The sequence below is a fragment of the Oribacterium sp. oral taxon 078 str. F0263 genome (assembly GCF_000469565.1).
GTDB lineage: Bacteria > Bacillota > Clostridia > Lachnospirales > Lachnospiraceae > Oribacterium.
Genome location: NZ_KI273102.1, coordinates 22534 through 47435, shown reverse-complemented (window position 1 = coordinate 47435; position 24902 = coordinate 22534). Strand labels below are relative to the sequence as shown.

The window sequence follows — 24902 nt, the reverse complement described above, 5'->3', positions numbered from 1 at the left end:
CCGGATGATCTTCTGATTTTGCAAAAGAAGCCCCCGAATCTTTTGAATATCATCCATCCACTTCCTCCTCCTTCAGTCTTCTGCTCATCTCCTTCAGTCTTTTGTCCAGGACTGTCGCGATAGAGGCATAGCGAAGCCCGAAATATCCTTCCGGAGTCATTTCCCGGTATTCTTCCGGAACTTCCTGCGCGATATATCCCATGCGTTCTGCTCCGCTCTTTTTCATCCGGAAGGATACCGGACGAAGACGATGCAGGAGTGTTCTTCCCTCTTCTTCTGTAATATCCCGTATGTCTTCTTTCTTCCTGCGATCAGACCATGTCTCTCCGGACAATTTAGAATAAATCGCTCGACACGTGACCTGATCCGCCACAATCCCCCCATATGGCAAGGAATTTGTATTGTATCGGTTTGGATGCGGCGTATCATATTCCTCCTTGCTGGGATGAGTCGGTTCCTCTGGAAAAGTTTCTCCAGCATCTCGATAAGAGCTATAACAAGTCACTTCTTCGCATGTCAGTGTATACCGGCTATTTCCCATGGCCTGCATACAGCTACAGGAAATCCCTCCATCAAACACTGCACCGTTGCAAGTGATCTGATCGAAATTTCCTTTGAAGGTAGAGTGGATATTGACTTCCCCCCTAGCTTTAATGGTTCCGGCATCTCCCCTCTCTGCCGTGATCTCCTGCACATCGATTCTCGAGTCTCCCTCTCCAAACCAATATTGCTTTTCTCCCTCCCGGCTGATCCTCCATCCGGCGATCCTTCCTCCATATGCCGTGACATCTCCTGCTGCATACATTCGATCTCCGGACACAATAAAATTGTTTGTTAAAATCTCCAGCCGATTCCCAGAGATCCGAAGCGCTCCCGGCTCCAAATTTAACTGATTTAAAACATCTCCCTTTTTGACCTTAAAGGAGATTCGATCCTTCTGCTGCATAAGAAGCGATTCTACTCCTTTTCTTTTGTCCTTCAGGAAACTTCTTAACCCATTCAATCCCATTTCCAGCGAACTGATTTTTCCATCAGTCTCCCGATATCGATTCCATTCCTCTTCCGTAAAATTGTCATCTGGATCCAAGGAATGAAATACATTTTGCACCGCCTTGTTGATCCTTTGCACATAATCCCTTACCTGTCTATAATCCTTAAGGCTTTCCGGAGACTCCCCTTTATAAACCGACACCGATCCCCTCCATCTCCCGCTCCTGCTGCCGCATCGCTCCCGCGATCAACGCATCCAGCGATTCATAGTTTATACAGTAGTATCCGTCCTCCATCTCCTCCACGAGATGATAAGGGTCCCCTTCCCCTATGATATCCTGCGCGATTAGCCCATAGTGCACTCCGGCCTCATCCTTCAGTTCATACTCTACAGGCCGAAGGGAAAGGATATACCGTAACGCCTCTTCATCCGGGATCTCCCGAATCTCTTCTTTTAATCTCCTGTCCGAATACGCAATCCCTTGATTGTCCGACCAATAATCGTAGCAGAAAATTTTTCCGGCGCACTCCACAACATCCGCGCTCCCGCAATGGGCATAGATGTCCTTTGACGCCGTCACATTATCTGAGTAAAACCAGCCAAAATAGGAATTCCGATTACTCTTTACATGGCAATTCGAAAAGTCGATCGAACAGCCAGAAATATCTTCATCGGTCGCAATGTCCAACTTGTCTGTCATGATATTGGTTCCCGCCAACGTTGCCGCTCGCACAACTCCGTTGTCTGCCTTTAGATATTGTTTCCCTCCCTCCTCTGCTATCGCATATCCCCCAAAGTATCCTGACTTCGCGTAGATATCCCCCCGCATCGACATGTTCCCAACATCGTCCAGTACGAAATTTTCAGAATTCACCCATAGCTTATTCCCATGAATAAATATTTTCTCCGTAGAGATATTGACTTCGTTCGTTATAGTTCCCTTCTCCGCAAGTAACGATATCTCATCTGCCGTCTGTCGGATCCTCGCCAGAAGGCCTTCCGATTTCTTCTTTGCCTCGATCTTAAATTCATCGATACTGTGATAGAGTTCTACCGATCGATCTCCGTTGGAATAAATCTTCCGATATTCCTCCGGATCAAAATTATCCCGATCCACATTTTCTGACAGGAAGCGGATTTTTCGATTCAGATCCCGAAGATATTCTTTGATATCCCCCATACTTCTTAGCTTGTCTAAAGAAATTTGAGGGGGAGTGAATACGCTCATCGATCACTCCCCCCTTCCGTCGTCCTAGACATTCCATAGAGACGGAATTTCCCCCGTCCCCTTATCTTAAATCGATATCGATCACATCGTTTCAGTTTGATCGGAATCTGATAATTCCTTCTGGCATCCGCCGTTATCGTTTTTACTCTGATCCATGTCGGCGAATTGTCGTAGGATACATACAGCGTGAGCACTGCATTCGGTGTCAAGTCGATGGATAACTGCATTCTGCTCGGTTTTTTCTTCGATAGTGTCCCTTCCTCCAGATCCCCAGACTCCAAGTTCCATTCGATATAGTCTTCCTCTTTCTCCGCATAAATCTCCCGCAACATGTTATTCCGGTCGACGATATAGAGTTTCCCCTCTGCGTAGCAGGAGTATTTCATCTGCTCTTCATCCTCCTGATACCAAAGCTCCGCCTGATTCTGCGCGGACCGTCGCATATCATAGACCAATAGCCTCCAGTTCCCTGCTATATCCTGCACCGAGACATAGTATTTTGAATCGTACTGCTGCCCACTCGCTGCCTTCCATTTCCCGGAAAGTTTTGTCGATACCGTTTCCGGCAAAGATCCTTCATAGATACATACGCCGTTTCGGGAAACATAAAATACGGATTCATTCACATTGCAAAGGGATTTCTCGCATCCCTTCGCCGGGCCCCTTGCCTGCACAGTGTCCAAAGTAAAATTAGACGGCTTACTCCCATAAATCGTATGAATGCAGTCCTCCTTGAAGAACACGACATAACCGTTATGCGCAAGACATCCCGTAAAATCCCCATCCGATCCCACTGTCAATGCGTAGGAATCTGTGCTGAGTCCCTCAAATGCATTCCAGTTCGTAGGATCTCCCAATTTCGAAGCATAGATCTCATGATTTCGATTCGAGCATCCCCACAACCTATTGTTGAATTCACAGACAAAATCCATCTCCGGGACCTTCCTCTTCAAAGTGATATTCCCGTTTGTGAAGCGACGAATCGGATCCCCGGCATCTACCGCGATCACTACCACGAAATCACTTCCAACTTCCTTCAAAATTTTAGTTCCGTTTAATGCCGCATAGTGAGTCACAAACCCCGAAAACTCCACTCCATCCCCAGATGCAAACGCATTTCCGATTCCGCCTCCCGTGATCCTGACAAATGTAGATCCCTCCGACACTGGCTCCACTGTGACATCGCCTCGCCAGGTCGCCGTCATACTCCGGAACTTCTTATCCACTGTGCTGAACATGTTGCCATCCGGAAAGCTGCAGATATACGCACCCAGTCCGACTAAGGTACGTTCCTTTTCATCCGGATAAAATCCTACATACTCCCCTTTATAATAAGTGTTGCCTCCATTTACCCAGAACAATCCATTTTTCCAATACAGTCCAAAAGGACGTTCCAACTTCGCAATCGGATCCCCTCTTTGCTTCCGGCAAGTGATTCCCGGATACATGTCGGAACAGATATTTTTCATCTTCGAGAATTCATTCTCATTCAAAATCAGGGACTCATTGAGTCCCCCGAAATTTCCTATCGTTCTTTTGTTCTTTACAATCTGCTGCAGTTTCGGAAGATTCACAGAAGCCCCCTTGTCTTTACATTGATATGTCGATGCGTGCGGATCAGCCAGGATACAAAGGCATCTTTTTCGGCCGCGTACATTTGCGAATCGTTCAAATAGTTCTCGCTTTCCTCTTCCAGAAAATCAATCTTTGCCATAATATAAGCCGTATAAACTCCGCTGAATCTGCTGTCCAGAAGGAGCACCGCCTCATGATCCGTCGGAAGATAGGGTTTCAACTTCCAAAGCGGTTTCTCTTTCCTTCTGGCTTCCCCCATTTCCAGTGGATTTCCATCCCAAGCGAGGGTACCTTGTCCATCACGTTCCACTTCTCCCGCATCGTCTGCAGGCACTCCACCTATCCCGCCGCTCTCCCAATCTAATCCTAGCTGCTTCCGTGCTCCGACATTTCCAAAGCTTTTGAAGGCTCTTGGAACATAACGGGACAGGACGTCAAATACCTCTGCCTCCACTTCATTCAAAAAGCGAAGCTTCATCTCCGGTTCCACGGCATTCGGCCGCATGATATCCGCGATATGCAATACTTCTCCGACAGTAATTTTCATTTTTATCCCCTCTCTTTTTGCTATCTTATCTTTCTGCATCGGATTTATGGCAAGCAATAAAGAGGCGGAGCCAAAGCCCCGCCTTTCGATTTTCACTTGTTCAGGTCGATATATCCCACATATCCTCCTTTTGAGAAAACATGCAGCCTTCTCGGGAAGGTTTCCGATTTCTCTAGCGTAAACTGGCTTATCATCTTTGATTCGTCCTGATTCTTTTCCGTTCTTACCACGACCTCCTCAATCGCTTTGACTCGTTTTTCGATTTTGAACACACTGTTGCTTCCTGCGACATGCTCAAAATCTTCCAGGTATTCATTTGTGACCCTATCCCATGCCACTCTCTTCTTCAGTTCCTTTTGATTATCTTCTGCCAGTCGTTTTATATATAATACAACTTCGCTATTATAAGCATTCATTCCCGCTTTTATACCCGCAAGATCGACAAGATGATGCTTTTTTCCTTCTATATTTCTTAACATCATCGCATCTATTGCATCCTGAACGTCTGCAATCTCGACACCCGCCAATGTTTTTGCATGCCTTGCCGCTTCTGCTGCTGCTTCTGCTGCTGCCTCCGCCCCGGTTTTTGCTGCCTCCGCACTGGTTTCTGCCGCTTGAGCCACAGCGGAATAATATTTCGAGTTATCCCTCCCTTGCTCCGGCCTGTTGATTCCCACCGCGTCCCCTGTCGCGTAGGAGCGTGACAGTGCCGCATATTGCTTTAGGGTTTCTCTCTCAGCCGCAAACTCCAGCATCCTGGCCGCAACATCGTCTTCCACTTTTTCTATTCTTCTACTGACGCCTTCCAGTGCGTCCAATTTTTTATCGATCTGATTCTCTAGCTGCTCCAATTCTGACAGCCATGCAGACTGCATGTTAGGGTTATCAAGGGACTCCTCAATGTATACGACTCCCTGATAGGATCTCCAACGGCATTGTCCCCCCTGATCCACGGCATCCAACTGGATAAATGCGCTTCCGCGATGTGTTGTCATCGAGCTCGCAATATGCCACTGCAGGATCACTTCATCTTCCGTTATGCTTTTTTCCAAATAGCTCCTGTCTGTCCCCGGCCTGTCCATAAATTTCGCGTTCAAGTGAAATATGAGATTAGAAAGATCAATTCCATCCGGAGAAAAACGGTCGATATGAAAGATCCTTTCCAAGCTGAATGAATCCCCCACTGCCGCGATCGTCGCTTCTTCTTCCGGAATGAAAAGCACTTTCCCTCTTACTTTAATCATCCTTTTCCCCTCCCTATGAAACACGGGCGGGACCTCTGCCCCGCCCGTTCCCGGCTTCAGACATCAGTCTGTAAGCTGTTTGTTTTCGTTCTCCATCTGGTATCGCATCGCCCTGGATGCCTGCATCTGCGAGTTTTTCCAAAGCTCCGCATAGGGCTTTGGGACCTTCTGAGCCTCCCCACGCTTTACGTAGATCCCGCGACCGTTGATGCAGAGAAACTTATCGTCCTTATCCTCATCCGTCATCGGTATAACGATGGTTTCCATCGCCTCCGTCGCTTCCTCTTTCTTCGCTTCATCCTCCTTCAGATTTCCCTCCGCAACGGGCTCCGGCGGATTCATTGCAAACTCCTCTTCCAGATTTCCAGTCTTTGCCATCCTTATCCTCCTTTTAGTTTGCCTCATGGTCGTTAAAATTGGACCCCGTCTCGATCCGGACCATGTACTCATCCACGAGCATGCAGACCGCCTTGGTCGCCTTCCATCCGACGGTGGACCTCTGATTCAGCGGATCAGAGGATCCGGCCTCTCCTCTCTGATGTACGATCATTTCAATGCCGTCTCGGCCCATCGCCCTCCCAGCTCCATCTCTCGCCGCGGACAGCCTGGATACACCATATGCGCCCTGACCGATCACAAGCGTACTGTAGACGTCCTGCTGCGATGCCCCGGCCTTTGCGAAGATCTTGGCCTCCGTGGACTCATAAAACTCTATGCCCCACTGGCGATAGAGGAATCCGTTTTTAAAAGAGGAGTTATCCGTGTACTTGATCTGCTCCTTGTACTCCGGGTCCTCCGTCAGATCAAAGGCCACATCCTGATTGATGATCGCGCAGTAGTTTCCCTTGATCCTGGGCGCATTCTTTTTCTTCAGCGTTCGCACAGCAATCTTCAGCGCTTTTACTGTGAGCTTCATCGCGCCGGTCAGGGCCGCGCGGGAAGAGACCTGTCCCTCTGCGTACTGTACATTCGTCCCCGCGTTAATGACCTCTCGCGTTACCGTGTCCAGCGTTTCTCCAGCCTGCTGCCCGATCGCATCCTCTGCCCTGAGAATCATCGGATCCAGCGCCGTAAGCTCCAGAAGATCCGTAAGCGGCACATACGCGCCATACTGGTTCAGTGTCGCCCGCTTTGTGAACATCTGCATCTTCGTCCCGTCCGGCGTCACGCCCTCCGTAAGCGGCGTGAGCGCCTTCGGCAGAGGCTTAAAACCCCGGAACTCAATGGTCTTTCCTCTTCCCTTCGGGATATTCTCTTCCTGCCCGAACTGGTCATGGACGAGATACGGCCCGACGAGCTCAATCAGATGCGTATCATAAAATTCCTTCATCTCCGGGCTGAGCTCGGAGGTTGCCGTGGTATTGAGCGGCGTCCCCGGCCCGAACTGCAGCGGATTGTGATAAAACTTTGCTATAGTGATTCCCTCTTTCCTCATGTTCTCCCTTTCCCCCGGGAGCTTAATCATTCAGTGTGATTCTCTCCCCGGCCATTGCTCTATCAATCAGTGATTTTCTCTGCTCCGATGACATTGTGCGTGGATCCAGCCGATGCGCACCGCTTCCGGCACTCCCACCGACGCCATTCTCCGCCGGTCTCTGCTGCGAGGATCGAAGTGCGTTGACGGTCTTTCTCGTCGCGTTCTGCGCCGCAATACTAGACGCAGACCGGATTGCTCCGTCCATAAGCTCCTGATGATGCACAGCCTCAAAAGCCTGCTGCACCGTAAATCCGGAATCCATCAGTCTTGTAAACTGTGGATTGTCCAGTTCCGCCACGAGATCCAGATCGGGATAGAGTTCCCTGGCTTCCTCGGCCTGCCGGTCCCAGTTTTCGAACTGCTGCTGCCGGAGGGCCGCTTCCTGCTGCGCGCGCTGCTGTCCGAGGATCTCTTCCGATTGACGCTGGATATTTGTCATCTTTTGGTATGCCTCTGTGGACATACCTGCCGCCGACGCGGCATCCGCCCAGAGATCCTGCTGCGCTTTCAGGTAGTTCAGCATCGACTCCGGATTCCCATCTCGCGGCGCGTTTGGAATAATGTCCATCAGTACCCTTGCCATCTCCTGATAGCTCTGATTCGTTTTCTGTAACTCATCAAAGCCTTTCAGACGATTCTTTACGATGCCGGACACTGTCTTATCATATTCCTTCTTCAGTTCCTTATCCTGCGACAATAGGTCGCGGAGCGTCACTCTTTCTTTCTTCTCCCCTTCCGGATCTGTCTGCTCCTCTTTTGCGCCTTCTTCCTGCTCCCCTTCTGCCGCCTCCTGTACTCCCGTTTCTTCCCCGTTGGTTCCCTGCACAGTTTCTCCTCCGGATCCTCCAGAGGTTCCTTCCCCAGCGCCCTCTCCAAACTGTAACGGATCATGCCATCTTCTCATTCTTACTGCGCCTCCTTCGCGCCTACACGCGTCTATCCGCGGTGTCTCTCGGGTCTCTCCCCGGTGTCTTATTTTGTTTTATCATCCCTCCGCGGAATTCTCGAAAGCAATATCCAAACTCCCCGGAAATTGCACCTGTATGATGGAAAATCCAATCTGTCCCACTCCCAGTATCGTAAGAAGCTCCCTGTACTCCGCTTCCGAGATTCCGGAAATATCTGCGATGATTTCCGTCTTTCCGGTGCCCTCCGTGTATCCATTGACGGACTCCACCGGTGCCCTCGCCAGGATTGCTTCTGCCATGGCCTGGCACATGATACTGATCTTTCCGCAGGCATATCGGTTCTCCGCATGCCCATCTGCCTTAAATCCTATCCTGTTCCGATTTGCAATCAACCTGATATTTGTCATCTGGCACCTCCCACTTCCGCCATTCCGCGGACTCTTCTCCTCATGTTTGCCCCCGTCGACCGATCCTCCATCGTATCCGTTTCTCCCAGCTGATTTGTTTCCTGATCCTTTGGCGCCACATGACTTATGAGAGGCTCCCCTTCCGTATCTTCCGCGTTCCCGAACATTTCTTCGATTGCCGTATTGCCTGTGGTCTGCGTGATTACTGGGCCAAGCCCCGCAAGGAGCTGTCTCATTTGCTGATTCTGGACATACAGTTGCTGATTCTTCGCGATGGTATCCAGGACTTCAGCCTTTTTATCAAAGTCCATCATCCGGATCAACGGAATGGCCTGATCCGCAAGCTCCGGATTAAAGACCCCAAGCTGGAAGAGCTCCTTCGCCAGTTCATTCTCTGCGATCTTGCTGTAGGGAGACTGCTTTTGTGCGGAGATATCGATATCATAGATCGGCACTCTTCCGCCGATATATGTCCCAAGCGTCTCATCCAGTTCTCCCTCCGGATTCAGAGTTTCTGCGGAGATCGTTTCAAATCGGGATTTATTCTCCTCTACGATCCGGAACGTGCGCGGAATCGTATAAAACTGCCGCATCCGGGATATCATCATCCCCACAACCTCCTCGTAGGAGGAGTAGGAGATGATATTGATCGTCCTTGAGGTCTTACTGGACGCCTCCTGCAGCGCCGCGATTGCGCTTGCTGCTGTGACTCCGCCTGATGTCGTCCCCTGCGAAAAGTCCCGATTCCCGGTGTTCTCCTTCAGTTCTTCTTTCTTGTCCGCCAGCACCTGCTGGTAAATTGGGGAGAGCGGATTTTGATCCATTGGGCGGATATCTGTTACACTCCCCCCCGTATAATGCACCAGGGGTTTTGTATAATCCAAAAACTCTTCCTCCGAGATCTGCGCCTGCTCCTTCACAAAATATCTCGGCCTACAATTCGCAAGCACGTTTGTGAGGATTCCAAAATCCACACGATCAATAAATTCCTGCGGCTGTCGCATCATATCGATCATTCCAAATCCGTACACAGTGCTCTTTACCGGATAAAGCACGTCAAAAACAAAGGGATACTTTCCGTCCTGATACCATCCGTCCCGATATCTCTCATCATTCTCCGACGCAAACAGAAGTTTTCCGTTACAGAATTTTGCATAGTGCAGCACCGTCTTCGGAAATGCCTGCCCCGCCACCTCTACGCGCACGGTCTTTTTGTAATACCAATCATAGACCGTGGATTTATCGGTGCGGTCTACCTTCTCTTCTGCTCCCAGGTAATCCGTCCCGCTCAGCTCCGATCCTCCCGTCTTCCCCCGCATATCCGGAAAAAGCTCCTCAATGACATCGTTATCATAGTCTCGCAGGACAAAGATCTCTTTCGCATCCTGGATATCCTCCACCCCCGGCTCCCATCGCACATGGATCGGATCGATTCCCTCTACCCGCACTTCTCCCATTCCGTTCTCCGCCATCGGATCCCAAAATGTCCCGAAGATCGAGAAACCGTTTTTCACCTTTTCCAGCGCATTCTTATAATAAATCTTCCGGAAGTGGTTCCGCTTTTGAATGACGGGGATGATCTTTGACAGGATTTTTGCCGCTTCTTCATCGGATTTCTCCCTCGGCAGGATATTTGCCTCAGGATAGTTGTCCATGATATCCGCCGTCTTATTGATGATCGAGTTGACAAGATATCCGCTCGACTGATTTGGCAGGCTTTCCTTGTCATCCTCCGGCTTTGTCCAGCTATACCTCTGTCGATAATACTCCTCATTCAGCCTGAGCCTGCGATAAAGCGGCTCCAGCTTTGCTTTATAGTCCAGAGCTCTCTGTCTGGCCTCCGCAACATCGCTGTCATTTAAGCCCTGCTTTGGGGTATTCTCCCCATCCCTATAAGTCGCCGGATTATCCGACATACGCCCCACCGGATTCCCCTGCTCCTGCATCCCATTCTTATTTCTCCCGTCGCTTCGCGATACTTCCCCCGTCGGGCCTGCTGCTCCCATTTCTTTCGTTTCAGGCAGCATGATCTCCGCTTGTTTCTCTCGATTCCGCTGCATCCCCTGCGCTAGCTCTCCCCTCCTCCTTTGTATCATCGCGATCTGCGCATCCAGATCCTCCATTCCTCCCGTTGCCAACGCATTCACTCCCTCCTGGCTTCCTGCTGCAAGATCTGCATTTCTTTTCTTCAGTTTCTTTCTCATTTCTCCTCCTCTCAGCGTGTTACATTGCCCCATTGATCATGATAGATTTCCAGCGGGTCAAACTCCGGGACCGTCCGCTTTGACTTTTTCCGCGGCGCGATCGGATGCGCCATACAGACATAGCGCCACTCATCATAGATATGATCCTCCCCCTCTGTGTCGACATCCTCCACATGATGCTCATCATAGACAAGATTCGGGACGGTCCGGATAAAATCCTTGCAGTCCCGGAAGACATAAAACATTGCACGCCCATTGTCATCAAAGGACAGCCTGTAGTGGCATTGCATCTTGCCTGCGATCCTCTTATGATCCCCGGGATCAAAAAAGATCCTCTCCCTCTCCATCTGCTCCGCGATACTCTCCCCCGTTGATTTCTCAAATATCGCGGGATCCGCGATCCCGGCGATATTGCGTCCTTTTAACACCGGGTCGCTGTCCTCGATCTCCCGGATCAGCCGAGCCTGCTCATGACTGTCCTGTCTTGTCCCAATGTTTGGCTCCCCTGTACAGCCATAGAGCTCCCGGATCAGATACATGACCCCATCATGATCTACCGCATACCATCCCACAGCATAAGGCTTCGCGTACCCAAAATCATATCCCCGCACTATGGCCCAGTGCTGCGGGATCTCAAAAGGCTGTATCACATGGCTCCATTTGTGTGTCTCATATCCCTCCGGATTGTCCCTAAACTCCACAAACACCTGTCCACTAAAGCTATTCCAGTCTCCATACAACAACGCCTTTTTTTCCGCCTCCGGAAGGGAAAAGAGGCGTGTGACATACTCTGTATCGTTTTCCAGCAGCTTTTTATTGTCAAATACAGACGCCGGGATATAGACACGAGACTGTGCCTTATACACTTCTCCTGCCGGCGTCACGACTTTGAGGACATCCGTTTTCGTTTTTCCAGGCTCCCCGGCCGTGACAAAACGCTCTTTGACCCATCCATGCCCTACACCGCCGGGGTTTGCCGTCGATCGGATATAGACCTTTGTCCCCGGACCATTGGGCCGATTCCGGCTTTTTAGGTACTCATATTGCGACGCCGTGAAATGTGTGAGCTCATCAAAGCCAATAAAGTCATAGGCAAGTCCCTGGTATCTGTATTTATCCTCCTCCGATTTCATCGATCCAAAATCGATTTTTGCGCCAGACGGAAACCTCCATCGATGCTCTGTCTTGTTGTATCTTGCTGCAGGATAGGCCCGCGGATAGTAGTGGTAGGCCTTGTCGATGATCTCCTTTAGCTGCGGGTAAGTCCGTCTGAGGATAAGTCCCTTATACCATGGGATATCTACCTGCCGGAGTGCCTCAATCACAAGATAATCTGTTTTCCCCCCTCCGGCCGCACCTCCGTATAAGGCCTCATACTCCGCTCTCGCCATCATCATGGCCTGCTTGTCCTGCGGCTCCCAGATCACCTCCGCCGGTCGCTCGATCGCTATGCCGCTTTTCGGGTCTCGATATTCAAGCACTTCCATTCGCATTTCCCTCTTTTTCCATCGCTTCCGCGATCGCTCTCGCTTCTACTTCCGCCAGGCCGTCCTGCTGCACAACAATCTCCACTTTCCCGCCGGTATTTCCTTTTGCATCCTCCGGGATCAGATCCCGATTGTGCTTGTAGCTCCCCGGCATTCGATTTGTTAAATAAAAGATCATCGCCTTGACATCCGGCGGGATATAATGCTCCTCCGTGTATTCTATGATATCTCCGTTCGCCGTAATCCTTATTTTCTTTAGATTTACGACATGGCCCTTCGCCGCCCGGAAGAGCGCCCCCTCTATAACGGCATCCGCTACTGCGCGCGCGCGCGTAAAAGCGTCCGATAAGTCTGGATATTTTCTTTTCCATTCATTTAGCGTAGACCGACTCACTCCGATGTTTTTTGCAATCTCCTCATCAGACACTCCATTTCTTTTCCAGGTCTTTATCGCATCCAATCCGTTTCCGCTAATCCACCGATCCGCCTTCGTTTTCCTTCTTTTCGGACGGCCTCCTGCTCCATCTAAATATTTTTTCTCGCGCGCGCTAATAGAAGGAACTCTTTTCTTTTTTCTTCCTCCCTCCTTTGGATGCTGGATCCTTGTCCGATTTTCTTTCTCTTTTGTCCGAGTCTCTCCCATCCGCTTCGCGCCTCCGCTCTTGCTCTATTATTGCATTTTTCTCTCTCATTCATTCAAGCAATATCCAAACGCTCTTGATCTTACTCCAGATTCTTCTCTTCCAGCCTCTGAATGCAATTTGCACAAAATATCTCCTTACTTTTTGTTGTATATTTCGGTTTATTTAAACGTCGTTTCTATTGACATTTAAATAAACATATGCTAAGATGTACTCACAACAAACAAAGGCGCCCGCCACGGAGGTTACGATGGCAAAGGAGAAAACATGAAACTGAGTCACAGAAAGGAAGTTGACGGCAAAGCCGTTGTGTGGTGCTGCGGTGGCTATATCGAGTTTAGATTGGCAGAAAATATGATGGACCCAAGGATTAGGGCCAAGGCCATAGAAAAGTATCATCCGAGGAGCGTCGAGGGACTGTATTATTACTACAGAAAGGAGTATGAGGAGACCCACCTCCACGAATTTTGGGCTGGCTTTTGGGTTGAACCAAAATACGATTTTTTTGACCCCAGAGTCATTAAAGTAGGCGATTAAGTATACTCTATGGGCGCCCCCAGAAGGGATCCCAGGACAAAACAAACAGTACCAATGGGGAGTTTACGGAAGTTATTGAGACTCTCCATCGGAAGCGCGGCGGGGAGTTTTTCCTCCACTGCATGGGCGGCCCTAACACTATTTACGGAGAGCCCCGCGGTGAAAACTGGAGAGGATACGGACAGAGTATCCGCCCCATGACCGCAGCAGAGGCGGAGGAGTGGGAAAAGAACCGCTCCGAAGCGATTGGAAATTTTGAGAAATTCTGATTTCATCCCCCCGCGGAGGTTACGACGGGAGAAAGGCAAAGAAAATGGCAAAGCATGACGGATGGGATAATGTATCTTACGTTTGGATCGATGTGGATGAATTTGAAGTAACCGATCCTTGCGGGAAGGTTCTCGAGACCAGGTCAGTCTACGATCTATTAGAAAAGAATTATGGCTTGACCGAAGATGAGGATGAAAAAGCATTTATTGAGTTTTTGGAAATCACAGTTGAGGAGAAGGATAAGGCGATCTATATGTTACCAGACGGTTGCTATATCCTCTATTGCTTGGGCGAGGATATCGTTGTTGTCGCACACTATGGATACATCCATCAAGTCGCTTCAGATTTTGAGCATCTCAAAGAAGTGTATGCAGAAAAATGTATCTTTGAGGTCGAGTTGAACCGTCCGAACTATGAGGACGATGATGATGAGGAGGAAGAAGAGAGTGATGAAGATGATGAAGGCGATGATGCGGAAGAGGATGATGAGAACTGATTCAGTTTAGACGCCCATCGAGAATATCCCGCCCCGGAGGTTACGAAGGCAGAAAGGACTCCTTTGTGAAAAAGATTATCAATGATAAACGCTACAACACCCATACGGCCAAGGCTTTGGCCGTATGGTCCTCCGATATCGGGGAACTATCTCAAGTAGTGGAGACTCTTTACCGTAAGAGTACGGGCGAGTATTTTCTCCACTGCGAAGGTGGGGCCGCCACTAAGTACGCTAGATTCCTGGGAAATAATTCCTGGTCAAGCGGAGAAATGATTCAGCCTCTGACTCTTTCTGAGGCGGAAGAATGGTCGAAAGATCATATCAGTGAAGAGGATTTTTCTAGAATCTTTGATCATAACTATGATCCGGAAAAGAAGACAATAACCTTGCGACTTTCTGCATCCGCAAGGCAAGCGTTGAAGGATATGGCTTCTGAAGGCAATACATCCATGTCGGAGATCGTTGAATCCCTTATCCTCCATTGATCTCCCAAGATGCAAAAGAGACCGCAGCCCGATCCTTCGGACATGCGGTCCCTTTTATATTTTGCTAATTGATTTTCAAATACATCCCGAGCAGCTCCCCTCCCGGAGAATACTCCAATTTGACACTCAATCTGTCATTGACATTCTCCTCCAGGTGCGGCGATACGATACACGTCTCTCCTCCCAATCTTTCCAGGAGCCGATAGATAATATAGTTCTGCTGCGTCAGTGCATTCTCCTGCTTCTGCACCTGCTGCTTCTTTGTCTCCAGATTCCGTATAAGGAGCTCTTTCTGGCGTTCCAACCATAGGATTTCCTTTCCAAGCCGCTTTCTCATCCCTTCACTTTTTCTGTTCTTGTTCATTTTCCTCCGCCATTTCTTTCATTTTGAAGTAAGGGCAAGCCTCATACCTCCCCCAGCAATAGCGCCACATATGTGCTTCTCTGATTTCCTTGTTTTTAAATCTCAACTGTACATCCACTTCCTCCTTCCAGGACTCCGGCGCCTCGCATGATATCTTTGGCTCACTTCCCCTCCTTGGATACGTGTGATCGACGTAAAACGGGCATCTTACTTTCAGTCTCTCCTTATACCACTGCATTTTCGTCCTCCAAGTACCGCACAAATTGATATTCCAAAAACGGATACCCAAAAAAGTCAAATCCAGATACCACACTGGATTTATCTAGCAAATATCCCGCATCGCGAAAGCGCCGAGGGACCACAATATCTTCCCTCCAGCTTTCGGCATCGATCACCTTGATCTTCTCGATCGGTTTTTTTAAATTCCGGCTATGGGTATATCTCTGCCTGATTGGACTTCCCTGCTGCCGGAAACTCTTCTTTGTTTCTTTTACAAGATACTCTGCAAGCCCCTGGAAATCCTTATTCTCAAAAAGCGGCTCCATATGGACTCCGCCCGTCCATAATTTCCGTAAGGCCCTGGCAAGCCCATCCATTCCACTAATCACGACGTGATGATGGACCTTCTTTTTCATCCACTCCGTCACAGCGATAAATTTCAATTCTCCGCCCTGCTTCCGGAACCACTTACGGAGTTTCGCGAATAACTTCTTCAGTCTCTCCTTCGCTCCTTCCGGATCAGGACGGTCCGATTCTCCGTATGTCAATACCACATGGTAGTCTTCGCTGGAAAAATTCCCCACTAATAGACGATACAAATTCCGAACAGAGTTTCTCTCATTGTTCTCCTGTATCTTCTCCGGCGTGATCTTCTCTCGCCGTTGTCTCTTCCCATCCTTCGGACGGAATCTCCTCGTATGATATTTCCTCTCCTCGATCCGATTCCCATAGATGATCGTCTTCTTCACATACATGATTTCCGTCCTTCTTGTTCCTAAAGTTAATGGCTTAAAGAACTGAATTGGGATGATATCGCGCATCCCTTCGCTCTCTTTCTTCCTAATTAGAAGGCAAACATCTATCTGCTAAAACTTCACCGTCTGATCCTTCTTTTCGGAAACCTTGAAACTGATAGCGGTTCCGGATTTACTTACCCGAATCGCTATATCCTTTATTTTTATGTTTACGCTCTGCAGCGTCCCCATGCTGATTTCAAGCATATCCACAACATTCAGCAGCATGGTCTCCAAAGTTTCAAGCGCTCCCATTGCGATCTCCTGCGCTGAAAACCAGTCTTTTCTCTTAATTTCATCCATTAGCACTGCGATGTATGCCATAATCCTCGCATGAGCACTTGCTTGCTTCCTAGCGTTCTGCGCTCTTTCGCACTGACACGCCTCTGTCGCCATGCGATCCAGTTCCTCCTGCGTCTCCTCCCGCAAGGGATAGACAATCCTCTGCTGCTGGCAGAATTGACAAGTCCCATATTCTCCTTTCACTTCAGTATCTCTCATCCTCTCCTTTCGCTCCTCTCTCTCCTCACTCTCCAGTTCTTCCGGCATTTTCTCCTTCTCGTTCATAGCCACCTCCTAATAATCCAAATTCTTCAGCGGGATAATCCTCTTTTCTGCCTGCTTTACAGGATTTTTCTGTTCATTTTCTTTATACTCCCTCTCCGCCTCCCGCACCCCTTTCGCCGTGCGATATCTTGGATCCGGACAAAGCGGAGTATAAGCATAAGCTGGCAGCATATGCCGAGCCGGCTCTCGCTCCATTGCTGCCAGTTCCGCTTTCCCAAATGGTCCGGTCCATTCTTCATATTTTCCTCTTCTTTCTCCCATTTTCTCCTCCTTATTTCCGTATCCCGAGATAGTCAGATATTTCTTTGATTGCGGCATCCGCCCCATAACAGACACTGCACAGATATCCCTGATTACTCAGTCCATGGATCAGTTCCGCCTGCTGCTGTGTGATCCGGTTCCCGCCGACCTTCATTTCTATAAAGAGCCCCGCATACCCCTTCCGAGGAGCTGGCAGAAACAAGTCCGGTACTCCCGCCAGGACCCCCATTTTCTTAAATCGAATCGCCTCCAGCTTTCCTCGCTTCCCTCCATTCGGAATATGGAACAGCATCTTCAGTGCAGAATCTTTTCTCGCCATGAGCCTTGCCCATGCAATGACCTGCATTTGTTCCTGCTCCTCCGATCCGGATAGCACCCGCGCGCCGATCAATGTCTTCCCCATTTCTTCCTTTCTTCTCTCCCTTCTCCCCAAATCATCGCTGCAAATCCCATCACTCCAAGTACGCTCGCAATCTTTTCCCAGGCACTAACTTTTCACTTCTGTCTTTCCTTGTTTTCTCGCTTCCAATGGTTTCGCCCCGCGGTCGGCTGCTGTTCCCAGATCCTCCGTGCTCGTATTTCCATTCTTTCTTTTCTTCCAGTAACTGCAGCATTCTTGCCGGGATAAGTAAAACCCCGTGACTGCAATTTTTGCAGTCTTTAAAGCTTGTCGGGCAATCTCCAGACAGGGATGCTTTCCCATGTGAGCACCATAGCGATACTTCTATCAGCCTTCCCTTTATCCTTACCTCGGCCCATCTTTCCCCCATCTTTTCTCCCCTGCTTCACAAATCGGAAGATCCTCGATCGAGAATATTTTCTTCCCCATTTTCATGGCTGCAAAATGCTCCAGTCCCGCGCCTGTCGATCCCTCCCATCCCTGGAGGTGGATCAGACAATCCGCTTTATAAAGCAAATACATATCAATATCCATGATATCTGCATAATCCAATTCCTCTATCGGTACTACTTCGCGAAGTTTTACCGGGTTAATAACGGAATACCCGAGATTTTTTGCCTTCTGCTCCGCCTCCGCAAATTTCTGTTCATATCCTTCCACCCCAGTTATGGGCCCGCTTAGATATCCAATCACTCTTTTCCTCCTTCATCATTTCCCTTTTCGATCCCATGACCCTTTTGCTTCTGCCGACATATCTTCCCATCTGCTTACTGTGTCTTCCTCATGTATGGGTCCGGAAGCGGCATCCAGGCAATAACTTCACAAGTAGATATATAATTATGCCAATGCCATCTTTTCACAGTCTTTCCTCTAACTTTGTCTGTACTGAATGTCATTTCTGTAACACCGTAGCTCTCCCTATAAACGCAATATGTGACGATATACTCGCCGTCTGCCTCTGGCATTCTTTCTCTACACGGGATCCACTCCATTTCTTGCTTATTCTTCATGTCTCCCCTTCTTCCGCCTGCCATTCTTGTAAAGTCATTTGTCTTGCTGGAGAGAAGTTCATCCAAATCATCTCGATTTTCTCTTGCCCAGCTTGATTTCTACTTATGATCTGCTCTGTATGCCAGTTTGAAAGAGCCTCTCTGTATAAATTCGACTCATATCCGCTAAGTATTACTGATCCTTTATGAGCTTTCAAAGCTTCCAAAAGCTCTTCATGATCCCGATTTTCCATTTCATAGGCATATTGCTTTTGCCTTCTGGTACTCAGCATATATGGCGGATCGCAGTAGATCAGGACATTTTCAGAGTTAAATTTTTTTATCAACTCCACTGCATCCATGTGCTCTATCTGGACCCCTTTGAGTCTCTCTGCGGCTTCAATGATCTTATTGGGGAGGTTTCCCCAATCGATTGCCGCATACCCCTTTTCTCTCCCTTGGATATCTTCCTTCCATCCCACTTTTTGACCATTTGTCCTAAATCCATAGCCAGAATTAAGCCGGATCATAAAATCGATAGCCTTTTGGTATGGATCTTTCCTCTCTGAAGCACATGCATCTTCATAGGCCACTCGCGCATATGGCGTAAGGTATGCCGCCCTGCTGAGCTTCTCCGGATCTTCCCGGATACACCGGAAAAGATTCACAACATTATCATCTATATCGTTGATGGTCTCGATATTGCTTCTTGGCTTGCTGAAAAACACGGCTCCGCTTCCGAAGAATGGCTCTAAATAACTATGATGTTTAGGAAATCTCTGTATGATCCATTTTGCGATCCTCCATTTGCTTCCCGGGTACTTAATCACTCCGTTCATGCTTTTACTCCTCATTGTTCAGCCATAATTATTGCTATGCCTTCACACTGATTTCTGTTTCCCATTCCTGCAATGTTATTTGCCCTTTGCAGTTATGCTTGTACTCCTCCATCCAACAGTCAAACATTTCTTGCGCCGACTTAAACTTAAACGATAGCCCGCTGCGCTTTCTCTCCTCAAGCATTTTTTCAAATGCTCTTAAATAGGCCTCCTTATATTTCGGGTACTCCGAAAATTCCTTTTTCCTACTCCAGTAGCTTGCCAGAGGACAACCAATACATCCCACACGTGTATAACCCCTGTCGTATAAGGGATTCACTTTCAAATGGCGGGATCTGATATATTCCCAGACGTTTTTTCTCGTCCAATCGTAAATGGGATTTACAATTATGTTATTTTTCTTCCGCATCTCCTCTATCAATTTGCAATTCCAGATCGGTTCTCGTGTAAGGCTTTCCTCATAGACTTCCAGCGCGTGTTCCAGCGGAAAAAATTTAGCGTCCTTTGCCGTTGTACCTTTCACAATAAAAGTATCTCTCCCCTTTCTCTTTGCGCTTTCTTCTGCCCTTACTCCCGTCGCGCATATCCTATTGGGAGTTTTCGACTCTTTTAAGACCGCGCAGCAATAGCGCATTATCCTTGTGGGAGGAATCTTTTCCTTAGGGATCAAATTCCACATGGTGATTTGCTTCCCACTCTCGTCCACAGCTTTACTGATCTTCGCATTGACACCTTTTGCTTTCAACCGCTTAAACTCGTCTTTGATGAAATAGAACGTTTCCGGAGCGTCTACCGTTGTCAGAGAATGGATCACTTCGAACTCATTCGGCTTTAAGCAATTTTCCGCAAGATCCAATAGGACCGAGCTATCCTTCCCGCCTGAGTAGGTGATAATGAGCGGCTTTTCATAAAATCTTTGACTCATCTCTGCTGCCAGCCGAAGGGCTCTCATACTATCTTCTATTCTCTTTCCCATTTTTTTGTTTTCCTAAAAAGATTTATGCCACCTATTTTTCATTTCATTCGGCATTTGAGATTTCCCTCGTTTTCCCGTCCAATGAATTCCCCCGGCTTCCCCGTCGAAGGCAAAATTACTTGCCTTAAGGGATGCCCCTGTCTCCGATTGAAGGGTATACGTAATTACTTTCTCGTACCCCATTTCCTTCGCGATCCTACAGGAAGCCCCGTATAGCATAGAGCACGCATTTTTCGATCCATCAGTACACACTCGATTGATTTCCAACGTCCTTCCGTCATCTAAATATCTCGATACCGGTCTTCCGCATATTGCGACACCGCAAATTTGATCCTCCGAATAGCATGCGATCGCAAATTTACATCCTGCCACTTTTGCGTTATGCCTGTGATGTTTTTCCACGTACTGATTCGCTTCCCGAAGCGTTATTGGCCTTATTCTCATTTTCCTGTTCATCTATTTTTTGAATCCCCCTGAAGATCGGATAAAACTGTTGCGGCACTACCGCATTCCCCAGACATTTGATCCGTTCTGCTCTATGCGGGATCCTCCCGATGATCCGCGGGATCTCCGGCTCCGAATCCCAGTAATGGTTCAGGAGAAAATCTCTGTCCAGCCTATGGGGAAGCCCATCAGCCACTCCGTCCACTCCGGATTCAACTGGCCTCCATTCCCCCGTGACAGATTCTTTCTCTCCTCTTCTGTCAATACTCCATTCTCCGTAAGATCCTTCAGCTTCTGAAAATTCCCACTCCCTCCGCAAAGCCCCGCTCCCGTCGTGACCGTCGGAAGTAACACTGCGCTCGACAGTTTCCCGCTCTTTGCCGCCTTTTCGATGCTCTCCCGCCGAGCAGGAGCTCCTTTGCTGTCCGAGGCCCGCGGCGTCGGAAACGCCACTCTCCCGGCATCCGATAATCGCGACCCGCTTCCGCTCGTGCCATGCGCCGACCGCAAGAGCTGGAATAATAAACACCCTGCACCGATATCCCTCGTCTTCCAACGCAGAAAGAATATCGGAGAGTGCCATATTGACGATCCCAGCAACGTTTTCTCCAATAATCCAATTCGGCCGGAGCTCCCGAATGACTCGAAACATTTCCGGCCAGAGGAAGCGGTCATCCTTCTCGCCTCTTCGCTTCCCGGCCAAAGAGAACGGCTGGCATGGAAATCCTCCGGAAATAATGTCAACTGTTCGTAAACCTGTTCTTTCATAAAAGCTTTCCTTCGTAAGGTCCCGGATATCCCGCCATTTTGGGACATCCGGCCAATGCTTCTCAAGTACGGAATATGAGTAATCGGCAAACTCACACTGCCCTACTGTCTTGATTCCGGCCCATTCCGCCGCAAGATCCAGACCGCCAATTCCGCTGAAAAGGGATAGATGATTCATGTTTCTCTTCTCCCATGTCAAAAGCTTATTCCCACATGTTTTATCATCGCCTCGCGGTCATCCATATTGAACCAGTCCATTTCCGGCTCTCCGCGATAGTATTCATCGAGCGCTTTGCACCTCGTCACCCGAAGACCCGTGAAGTCCAGCTCGATCCATTCTTTTAAACGGAGGTGTGTGTATCTAAGCACTTTTCCTACTGTCTCCGCGAACACGACAGCATAAATCCTAGACTTTCTCTTTCTGTCGGATACGATCCACGCCTTCATTCCTCCTTCTCACCCCTTATAGAATCATCAATTTTTTCTGTCTTGAGAATCGGTCCAAGACTCATCAAACAGAAACCTTCTTCGAGACCATACTCCGAATGGCCGCGCAGGATGTAAGTGATATCTGTTATAATGTCCTCTCCGGTATATCCTCCATTAGGAGTCCATTTATGGAGCCGCAGACTGTCACCTTCCGCAAATCCCCGGTCGTCTTTTCTGAGCTCAAACTTCTTCTTTCCGCTCTTGACGGCGTTATAGTATTCCGGCAGAATTTTCAGTTCGTGTATCATTCCTCTGTTCCAATCAAAACTTAATCCGCACACTTATTTCATAATCTTCAGGATATCCTCATCCCTAAGATGTAATTCCCGGAAAAGTTTGATAAGCTCCGGGAACTCCCAATTCCCAGATCTCTTCCTCCTGGCAAAGCTCCTCTCCGAAATCCCGATTTCCCTCGCGATATCTTCATCCCGAAGGTCTAACTCTATTTTCTTGATCTTCAAAACCCTTGCCAGGTCCTTTGCTTTACACAAAGGATCTGCCTTTATCCTTGGCATTCTTTTTCCTTCCCCGGAAACTGCATTATCCCTCTATCCTGCTCCGCTTTTTACGAAAAGATATGCAACGCAATGAGTGACAGTAACCCTATGCACTCCAGGACTGCCACCCATCTCCAGAAAATCATTCTTCCCAGTGCGGTCTTCTTGTCCTCAACGAGGACCCTCAGATTCGCCCCGAGAAGAGAAGTCCTTCTCTTCAGCACCTGAAGCTCTCTGGCCATTTCCGCAACCCGTCTTCCTTCTGCCATGGCCTTCAGATCAGGCACATTTAACTCTGTCAGTCTCATCGTATCTCCTCCTCTTCGATCTCCCGGAACCGCTGTTCGAGAAACTTTATATCTGTTTCTAATTCGATGAACTTCTGCCACAATGCCCACATTGTGCAGGCATCTGGCTCTCTGTCATGTGGCCACATATCCCGCAGTTCTCCCACTCGTTTTCTTGCCGTTTCAATCCCTACTTTCAGCCCGTCCTTCATCTTCTCCTCCCCTTCCGATGTCGAGCAGTCTCATCGCATCTTTGATCTGCATGCGCGCCACACCATGACGGCAGTTCTCGCAGTCCCCGAATCTTGTCGGACACTGATTATTCTCAATGTCCGGATGACCACAACTGAATGCAATCTCGCAGTGAGATCCATCCTTAAGTGCAAAAATGAAATCCATGTTTCCTCCTTCTTATTCAGCTAAAATTTGCCTGCTGTATCTTTTTAAGACACTTTTATGTGAAAAAAATTTGATCTATATCCGTTGCGCTCAGCTGATATTTTGTCCTTATCTTTAAGATTTCTCCTACCGTAAACTCAGCTCCCTTTCTTTCGTTGATCTTCCGCGAGAACGTCCCATTTGTCATATTCAAATACCCTGCAAGGGATTTTCCACTATCTCCATTTCTTACTATGATTGATTTTAATAAATTTTTATTCATATTTCCTCCTTTGTGTCTTATTTAGACACTTCTATAGTATGAGCTTTGCGCTTTTTTGTCAATCTGTTTTTTAATTTTGCTATCTTATATTGCCTTTATCGCACTGTCAGAGTATCATTGAAATATTAAAAAATCGAAAGGACATATTTATCTATGACTATGGCGAATAGAATCAAAGAGCGACGTATCGCAATGCATCTTACGCAAGATGCGCTTGCGCAAAAATTGGGATTGCAAAAATCTGCTATTGCCAAATACGAAAGTGGGAGAGTTCAAAATGTCAAAAAATCCATTCTCGCCAAAATGTCCCTAATCCTAGAATGCACGCCTTCTTACCTGATGGGATTTGACGACTTATCACCTGACATCATTCTCTCCCCTGCGGAACGCGAACTGGTTATAGCCTATCGCAATGCTAACTCCGGCATCCGAATCAGTATCCGCAAATTACTTGACATCGAGGAATCCGCAACGGAACGAAGATCGTCGACCTCCGCCGATATCGAGACCGCCTGAACCATCCATATCCTGATTAAGAGGCTTTTTATGAATATAATGGGAATTGATATCGATGTTGGGATCCTCGTTGTATTAAGCTTCGCTCTAATAGTTCTTATATTTTTTGTCACTATGTTCTTTCATAAGCTTCTGAAAAAATATCGGCATCGTAAGATTGATTTACTGAAAGAACAGATTAGTGATCTTCAGAAAGAAAATTATATATTCCGCTCCAAGAAGATCTCCCTTGAGCACAGGGTCGCGGATCAAACAGAATTTATTCACACACTCAAAAGATCCGTCGCGCTATTAAAAGAAGAAAACGGAAGGCTGAAAGTATCTGAGAAAAAGGCGACAGATGAATTGATCGCTCTAAAAGAACATCATCGAATCTTTCTATCCAATCTAACTGTCTATCCCTACCTTGCTGCAATCCAGTCCGATCTTGAAACCGGATATTTGAAGCGATACATTAAAGCATTAGACTACGGAGATAGCGCGACCCGCCGAGAGAAAATTGCGACGATCCGAGAGATTCGGGCAGAGACCAAGGCCTATCTCCAAAAATATAAGATGTATGAATATAATTTGCATTACCTTCTAAAACTCTTCCCTTCCTTGCAGGATGTCCTCGATGTAAATTATTTCGAACTTCCTGAGGCAGTGAAAGATTCCAAAGAAATCCCGACTTATGATCCCATTCGCGACTATCTAAGCAAAGAAGAATACCAGAGTCTAAATGAAAGCGCCCGCAATCAGCTGGCGCTTGACAATTATATTCGCTCCCACCGAAAGACCAAATGGCAGATCGGCCGGGATTATGAGCTCTTCGTCGGATGGCAATACCAAAAAGGGGGATGGCATGTCGATTATTATGGCTCTGCTATGAGGCTGGAGGATATGGGGCGAGACCTGATTCTTGAGCGTGATGGCCGCTATCTGATTGTTCAATGCAAATATTGGTCCGAAAGAAAACAGATTCACGAAAAGCATATCTTTCAACTGTATGGATCTCTCGTTTGCTATTCTATCGAACATTGCCTTCCGATCTCTTCCGTCGTCGGCATATTCGTTACTTCCTCCTCTTTGTCGATTATGGCCAGGAAAGTCGCCAAGGTCCTTCATATACAATTCAAAGAAAACTATCCCATTAGAGATTTTCCCCGCATAAAATGCAATATCGGAAGAGACAGTGCTGGAAACAAGACCCATATCTATCATCTACCAATGGATCAACAATACGATCAAGTGAAACTCCTTCATCCAGGAGAGTTTCTTGCTTTCACGGTAAAAGAGGCTGAGGCAATGGGCTTTCGGCGCGCTTATAAATGGCATCCAGGCAACGAATAAGA

38 protein-coding genes are annotated in these 24902 nt (G+C 48.0%); 5 read left to right on the top strand and 33 right to left on the bottom strand.

What is annotated here, in order from left to right; genetic code table 11:
* Positions 1-49: 49 nt before the first annotated feature.
* From HMPREF1986_RS04210 to HMPREF1986_RS13255, 13 genes are all read right to left on the bottom strand, one after another.
* Complete coding sequence (locus HMPREF1986_RS04210; protein WP_021773537.1) at positions 50-1192, bottom strand: tail fiber domain-containing protein; 1143 nt, start codon at positions 1190-1192, stop codon at positions 50-52.
* Entirely contained in the window at positions 1179-2171 is a 993-nt protein-coding gene (locus tag HMPREF1986_RS04205) for a tail fiber domain-containing protein (RefSeq protein ID WP_036599280.1), read from the bottom strand. Before HMPREF1986_RS04205 ends, HMPREF1986_RS04210 begins: the two co-directional genes overlap by 14 nt.
* A 44-nt stretch (positions 2172-2215) precedes the next feature.
* Positions 2216-3457 (bottom strand): hypothetical protein, encoded by a 1242-nt coding sequence (locus HMPREF1986_RS04200; protein WP_155978765.1) that lies wholly within the window; start codon positions 3455-3457, stop codon positions 2216-2218.
* Positions 3458-3789: 332 nt separating this feature from the next.
* Positions 3790-4341 (bottom strand): hypothetical protein, encoded by a 552-nt coding sequence (locus tag HMPREF1986_RS04195; RefSeq protein ID WP_155978764.1) that lies wholly within the window; start codon positions 4339-4341, stop codon positions 3790-3792.
* 92 nt (positions 4342-4433) lie between these two features.
* On the bottom strand, positions 4434-5585 hold the full coding sequence (locus tag HMPREF1986_RS04190) for a hypothetical protein (RefSeq protein ID WP_021773533.1): 1152 nt from the start codon (positions 5583-5585) through the stop codon (positions 4434-4436).
* 63 nt (positions 5586-5648) lie between these two features.
* Positions 5649-5963, bottom strand: coding sequence for a hypothetical protein (locus HMPREF1986_RS04185; RefSeq protein WP_036599278.1), 315 nt, complete (start codon positions 5961-5963; stop codon positions 5649-5651).
* A gap of 13 nt (positions 5964-5976) precedes the next feature.
* Complete coding sequence (locus tag HMPREF1986_RS04180) at positions 5977-7020, bottom strand: N4-gp56 family major capsid protein (protein WP_081688435.1); 1044 nt, start codon at positions 7018-7020, stop codon at positions 5977-5979.
* A gap of 22 nt (positions 7021-7042) precedes the next feature.
* The gene (locus tag HMPREF1986_RS04175; RefSeq protein WP_155978763.1) at positions 7043-7888 is read right to left on the bottom strand and encodes a hypothetical protein; all 846 of its coding nucleotides are present in this window, start codon (positions 7886-7888) and stop codon (positions 7043-7045) included.
* A gap of 159 nt (positions 7889-8047) precedes the next feature.
* Entirely contained in the window at positions 8048-8377 is a 330-nt protein-coding gene (locus HMPREF1986_RS04165) for a hypothetical protein (RefSeq protein ID WP_021773529.1), read from the bottom strand.
* Complete coding sequence (locus HMPREF1986_RS04160) at positions 8374-10581, bottom strand: portal protein (protein ID WP_021773528.1); 2208 nt, start codon at positions 10579-10581, stop codon at positions 8374-8376. Before HMPREF1986_RS04160 ends, HMPREF1986_RS04165 begins: the two co-directional genes overlap by 4 nt.
* Before the next feature lie 11 nt (positions 10582-10592).
* On the bottom strand, positions 10593-12068 hold the full coding sequence (locus tag HMPREF1986_RS04155; RefSeq protein WP_021773527.1) for a terminase large subunit domain-containing protein: 1476 nt from the start codon (positions 12066-12068) through the stop codon (positions 10593-10595).
* Positions 12055-12528 (bottom strand): helix-turn-helix domain-containing protein, encoded by a 474-nt coding sequence (locus tag HMPREF1986_RS04150; RefSeq protein WP_196806101.1) that lies wholly within the window; start codon positions 12526-12528, stop codon positions 12055-12057. Before HMPREF1986_RS04150 ends, HMPREF1986_RS04155 begins: the two co-directional genes overlap by 14 nt.
* 88 nt (positions 12529-12616) lie before the next feature.
* Positions 12617-12760: a hypothetical protein gene (locus HMPREF1986_RS13255; protein ID WP_196806100.1), complete on the bottom strand. Its 144-nt coding sequence runs from the start codon at positions 12758-12760 to the stop codon at positions 12617-12619.
* A gap of 216 nt (positions 12761-12976) precedes the next feature.
* On the opposite strand from HMPREF1986_RS13255, the gene HMPREF1986_RS04145 reads away from it, so the two are divergent.
* From HMPREF1986_RS04145 to HMPREF1986_RS12525, 3 genes are all read left to right on the top strand, one after another.
* Positions 12977-13246 (top strand): hypothetical protein, encoded by a 270-nt coding sequence (locus tag HMPREF1986_RS04145; protein ID WP_021773525.1) that lies wholly within the window; start codon positions 12977-12979, stop codon positions 13244-13246.
* A 313-nt stretch (positions 13247-13559) separates the two neighbouring features.
* Positions 13560-14012: a hypothetical protein gene (locus tag HMPREF1986_RS04140; protein WP_021773523.1), complete on the top strand. Its 453-nt coding sequence runs from the start codon at positions 13560-13562 to the stop codon at positions 14010-14012.
* A gap of 65 nt (positions 14013-14077) precedes the next feature.
* A complete protein-coding gene (locus HMPREF1986_RS12525) occupies positions 14078-14497 on the top strand; it encodes a hypothetical protein (RefSeq protein WP_021773522.1) in 420 nt (139 codons plus the stop codon).
* A gap of 64 nt (positions 14498-14561) precedes the next feature.
* Here the strand turns inward: HMPREF1986_RS12525 and HMPREF1986_RS04130 are convergent, their stop codons facing one another.
* The 20 genes from HMPREF1986_RS04130 to HMPREF1986_RS04050 form a co-directional block, all read right to left on the bottom strand.
* The gene (locus HMPREF1986_RS04130; protein WP_155978762.1) at positions 14562-14801 is read right to left on the bottom strand and encodes a hypothetical protein; all 240 of its coding nucleotides are present in this window, start codon (positions 14799-14801) and stop codon (positions 14562-14564) included.
* Between the two features lie 37 nt (positions 14802-14838).
* Positions 14839-15099 carry a hypothetical protein gene (locus HMPREF1986_RS04125; protein ID WP_021773520.1) on the bottom strand — a complete coding sequence of 87 codons (261 nt, stop codon included), beginning with the start codon at positions 15097-15099 and terminating at the stop codon, positions 14839-14841.
* Positions 15086-15835: a rolling circle replication-associated protein gene (locus tag HMPREF1986_RS04120; RefSeq protein ID WP_036599270.1), complete on the bottom strand. Its 750-nt coding sequence runs from the start codon at positions 15833-15835 to the stop codon at positions 15086-15088. The genes HMPREF1986_RS04125 and HMPREF1986_RS04120 overlap by 14 nt, the downstream gene beginning before the upstream one ends.
* Positions 15836-15946: 111 nt before the next feature.
* Positions 15947-16441, bottom strand: coding sequence for a hypothetical protein (locus tag HMPREF1986_RS04115; RefSeq protein ID WP_021773518.1), 495 nt, complete (start codon positions 16439-16441; stop codon positions 15947-15949).
* 9 nt (positions 16442-16450) lie between these two features.
* A complete protein-coding gene (locus tag HMPREF1986_RS04110; RefSeq protein WP_021773517.1) occupies positions 16451-16702 on the bottom strand; it encodes a hypothetical protein in 252 nt (83 codons plus the stop codon).
* Positions 16703-16712: 10 nt separating this feature from the next.
* On the bottom strand, positions 16713-17105 hold the full coding sequence (locus HMPREF1986_RS04105) for a VRR-NUC domain-containing protein (protein ID WP_021773516.1): 393 nt from the start codon (positions 17103-17105) through the stop codon (positions 16713-16715).
* A 49-nt stretch (positions 17106-17154) separates the two neighbouring features.
* Complete coding sequence (locus tag HMPREF1986_RS13095; protein WP_155978761.1) at positions 17155-17472, bottom strand: hypothetical protein; 318 nt, start codon at positions 17470-17472, stop codon at positions 17155-17157.
* A complete protein-coding gene (locus HMPREF1986_RS04100) occupies positions 17448-17795 on the bottom strand; it encodes a DUF4406 domain-containing protein (RefSeq protein WP_021773514.1) in 348 nt (115 codons plus the stop codon). The genes HMPREF1986_RS13095 and HMPREF1986_RS04100 overlap by 25 nt, the downstream gene beginning before the upstream one ends.
* Before the next feature lie 74 nt (positions 17796-17869).
* Complete coding sequence (locus HMPREF1986_RS04095; protein ID WP_021773513.1) at positions 17870-18112, bottom strand: DUF551 domain-containing protein; 243 nt, start codon at positions 18110-18112, stop codon at positions 17870-17872.
* On the bottom strand, positions 18109-18930 hold the full coding sequence (locus tag HMPREF1986_RS04090) for a DNA adenine methylase (protein ID WP_036599269.1): 822 nt from the start codon (positions 18928-18930) through the stop codon (positions 18109-18111). Before HMPREF1986_RS04090 ends, HMPREF1986_RS04095 begins: the two co-directional genes overlap by 4 nt.
* Before the next feature lie 34 nt (positions 18931-18964).
* Positions 18965-19906 (bottom strand): phosphoadenosine phosphosulfate reductase family protein, encoded by a 942-nt coding sequence (locus HMPREF1986_RS04085; protein ID WP_021773511.1) that lies wholly within the window; start codon positions 19904-19906, stop codon positions 18965-18967.
* Positions 19907-19918: 12 nt separating this feature from the next.
* On the bottom strand, positions 19919-20350 hold the full coding sequence (locus HMPREF1986_RS13485; RefSeq protein ID WP_081688433.1) for an XF1762 family protein: 432 nt from the start codon (positions 20348-20350) through the stop codon (positions 19919-19921).
* Positions 20286-21296: a DNA cytosine methyltransferase gene (locus tag HMPREF1986_RS04080; protein WP_021773509.1), complete on the bottom strand. Its 1011-nt coding sequence runs from the start codon at positions 21294-21296 to the stop codon at positions 20286-20288. The genes HMPREF1986_RS13485 and HMPREF1986_RS04080 overlap by 65 nt, the downstream gene beginning before the upstream one ends.
* 17 nt (positions 21297-21313) lie before the next feature.
* Entirely contained in the window at positions 21314-21565 is a 252-nt protein-coding gene (locus HMPREF1986_RS04075) for a hypothetical protein (RefSeq protein WP_021773508.1), read from the bottom strand.
* Positions 21562-21855: a DUF3850 domain-containing protein gene (locus HMPREF1986_RS04070; protein ID WP_021773507.1), complete on the bottom strand. Its 294-nt coding sequence runs from the start codon at positions 21853-21855 to the stop codon at positions 21562-21564. Before HMPREF1986_RS04070 ends, HMPREF1986_RS04075 begins: the two co-directional genes overlap by 4 nt.
* Before the next feature lie 33 nt (positions 21856-21888).
* The gene (locus HMPREF1986_RS04065) at positions 21889-22122 is read right to left on the bottom strand and encodes a hypothetical protein (protein WP_021773506.1); all 234 of its coding nucleotides are present in this window, start codon (positions 22120-22122) and stop codon (positions 21889-21891) included.
* Positions 22123-22172: 50 nt separating this feature from the next.
* Positions 22173-22412 (bottom strand): hypothetical protein, encoded by a 240-nt coding sequence (locus tag HMPREF1986_RS04060; protein WP_021773505.1) that lies wholly within the window; start codon positions 22410-22412, stop codon positions 22173-22175.
* Entirely contained in the window at positions 22409-22603 is a 195-nt protein-coding gene (locus HMPREF1986_RS04055; RefSeq protein WP_021773504.1) for a hypothetical protein, read from the bottom strand. Before HMPREF1986_RS04055 ends, HMPREF1986_RS04060 begins: the two co-directional genes overlap by 4 nt.
* Positions 22575-22790, bottom strand: a complete 216-nt coding sequence (locus tag HMPREF1986_RS13090) for a hypothetical protein (RefSeq protein ID WP_021773503.1) — start codon at positions 22788-22790, stop codon at positions 22575-22577. The genes HMPREF1986_RS04055 and HMPREF1986_RS13090 overlap by 29 nt, the downstream gene beginning before the upstream one ends.
* 55 nt (positions 22791-22845) lie before the next feature.
* Positions 22846-23052, bottom strand: coding sequence for a hypothetical protein (locus HMPREF1986_RS04050; RefSeq protein WP_021773502.1), 207 nt, complete (start codon positions 23050-23052; stop codon positions 22846-22848).
* A gap of 153 nt (positions 23053-23205) precedes the next feature.
* Between HMPREF1986_RS04050 and HMPREF1986_RS12520 the strand changes: the two genes are divergently transcribed.
* Together HMPREF1986_RS12520 and HMPREF1986_RS04040 are read left to right on the top strand one after the other, a co-directional pair.
* On the top strand, positions 23206-23568 hold the full coding sequence (locus HMPREF1986_RS12520; RefSeq protein WP_021773501.1) for a helix-turn-helix domain-containing protein: 363 nt from the start codon (positions 23206-23208) through the stop codon (positions 23566-23568).
* Between the two features lie 30 nt (positions 23569-23598).
* Positions 23599-24900, top strand: a complete 1302-nt coding sequence (locus HMPREF1986_RS04040) for a restriction endonuclease (RefSeq protein WP_021773500.1) — start codon at positions 23599-23601, stop codon at positions 24898-24900.
* Positions 24901-24902: the final 2 nt, after the last annotated feature.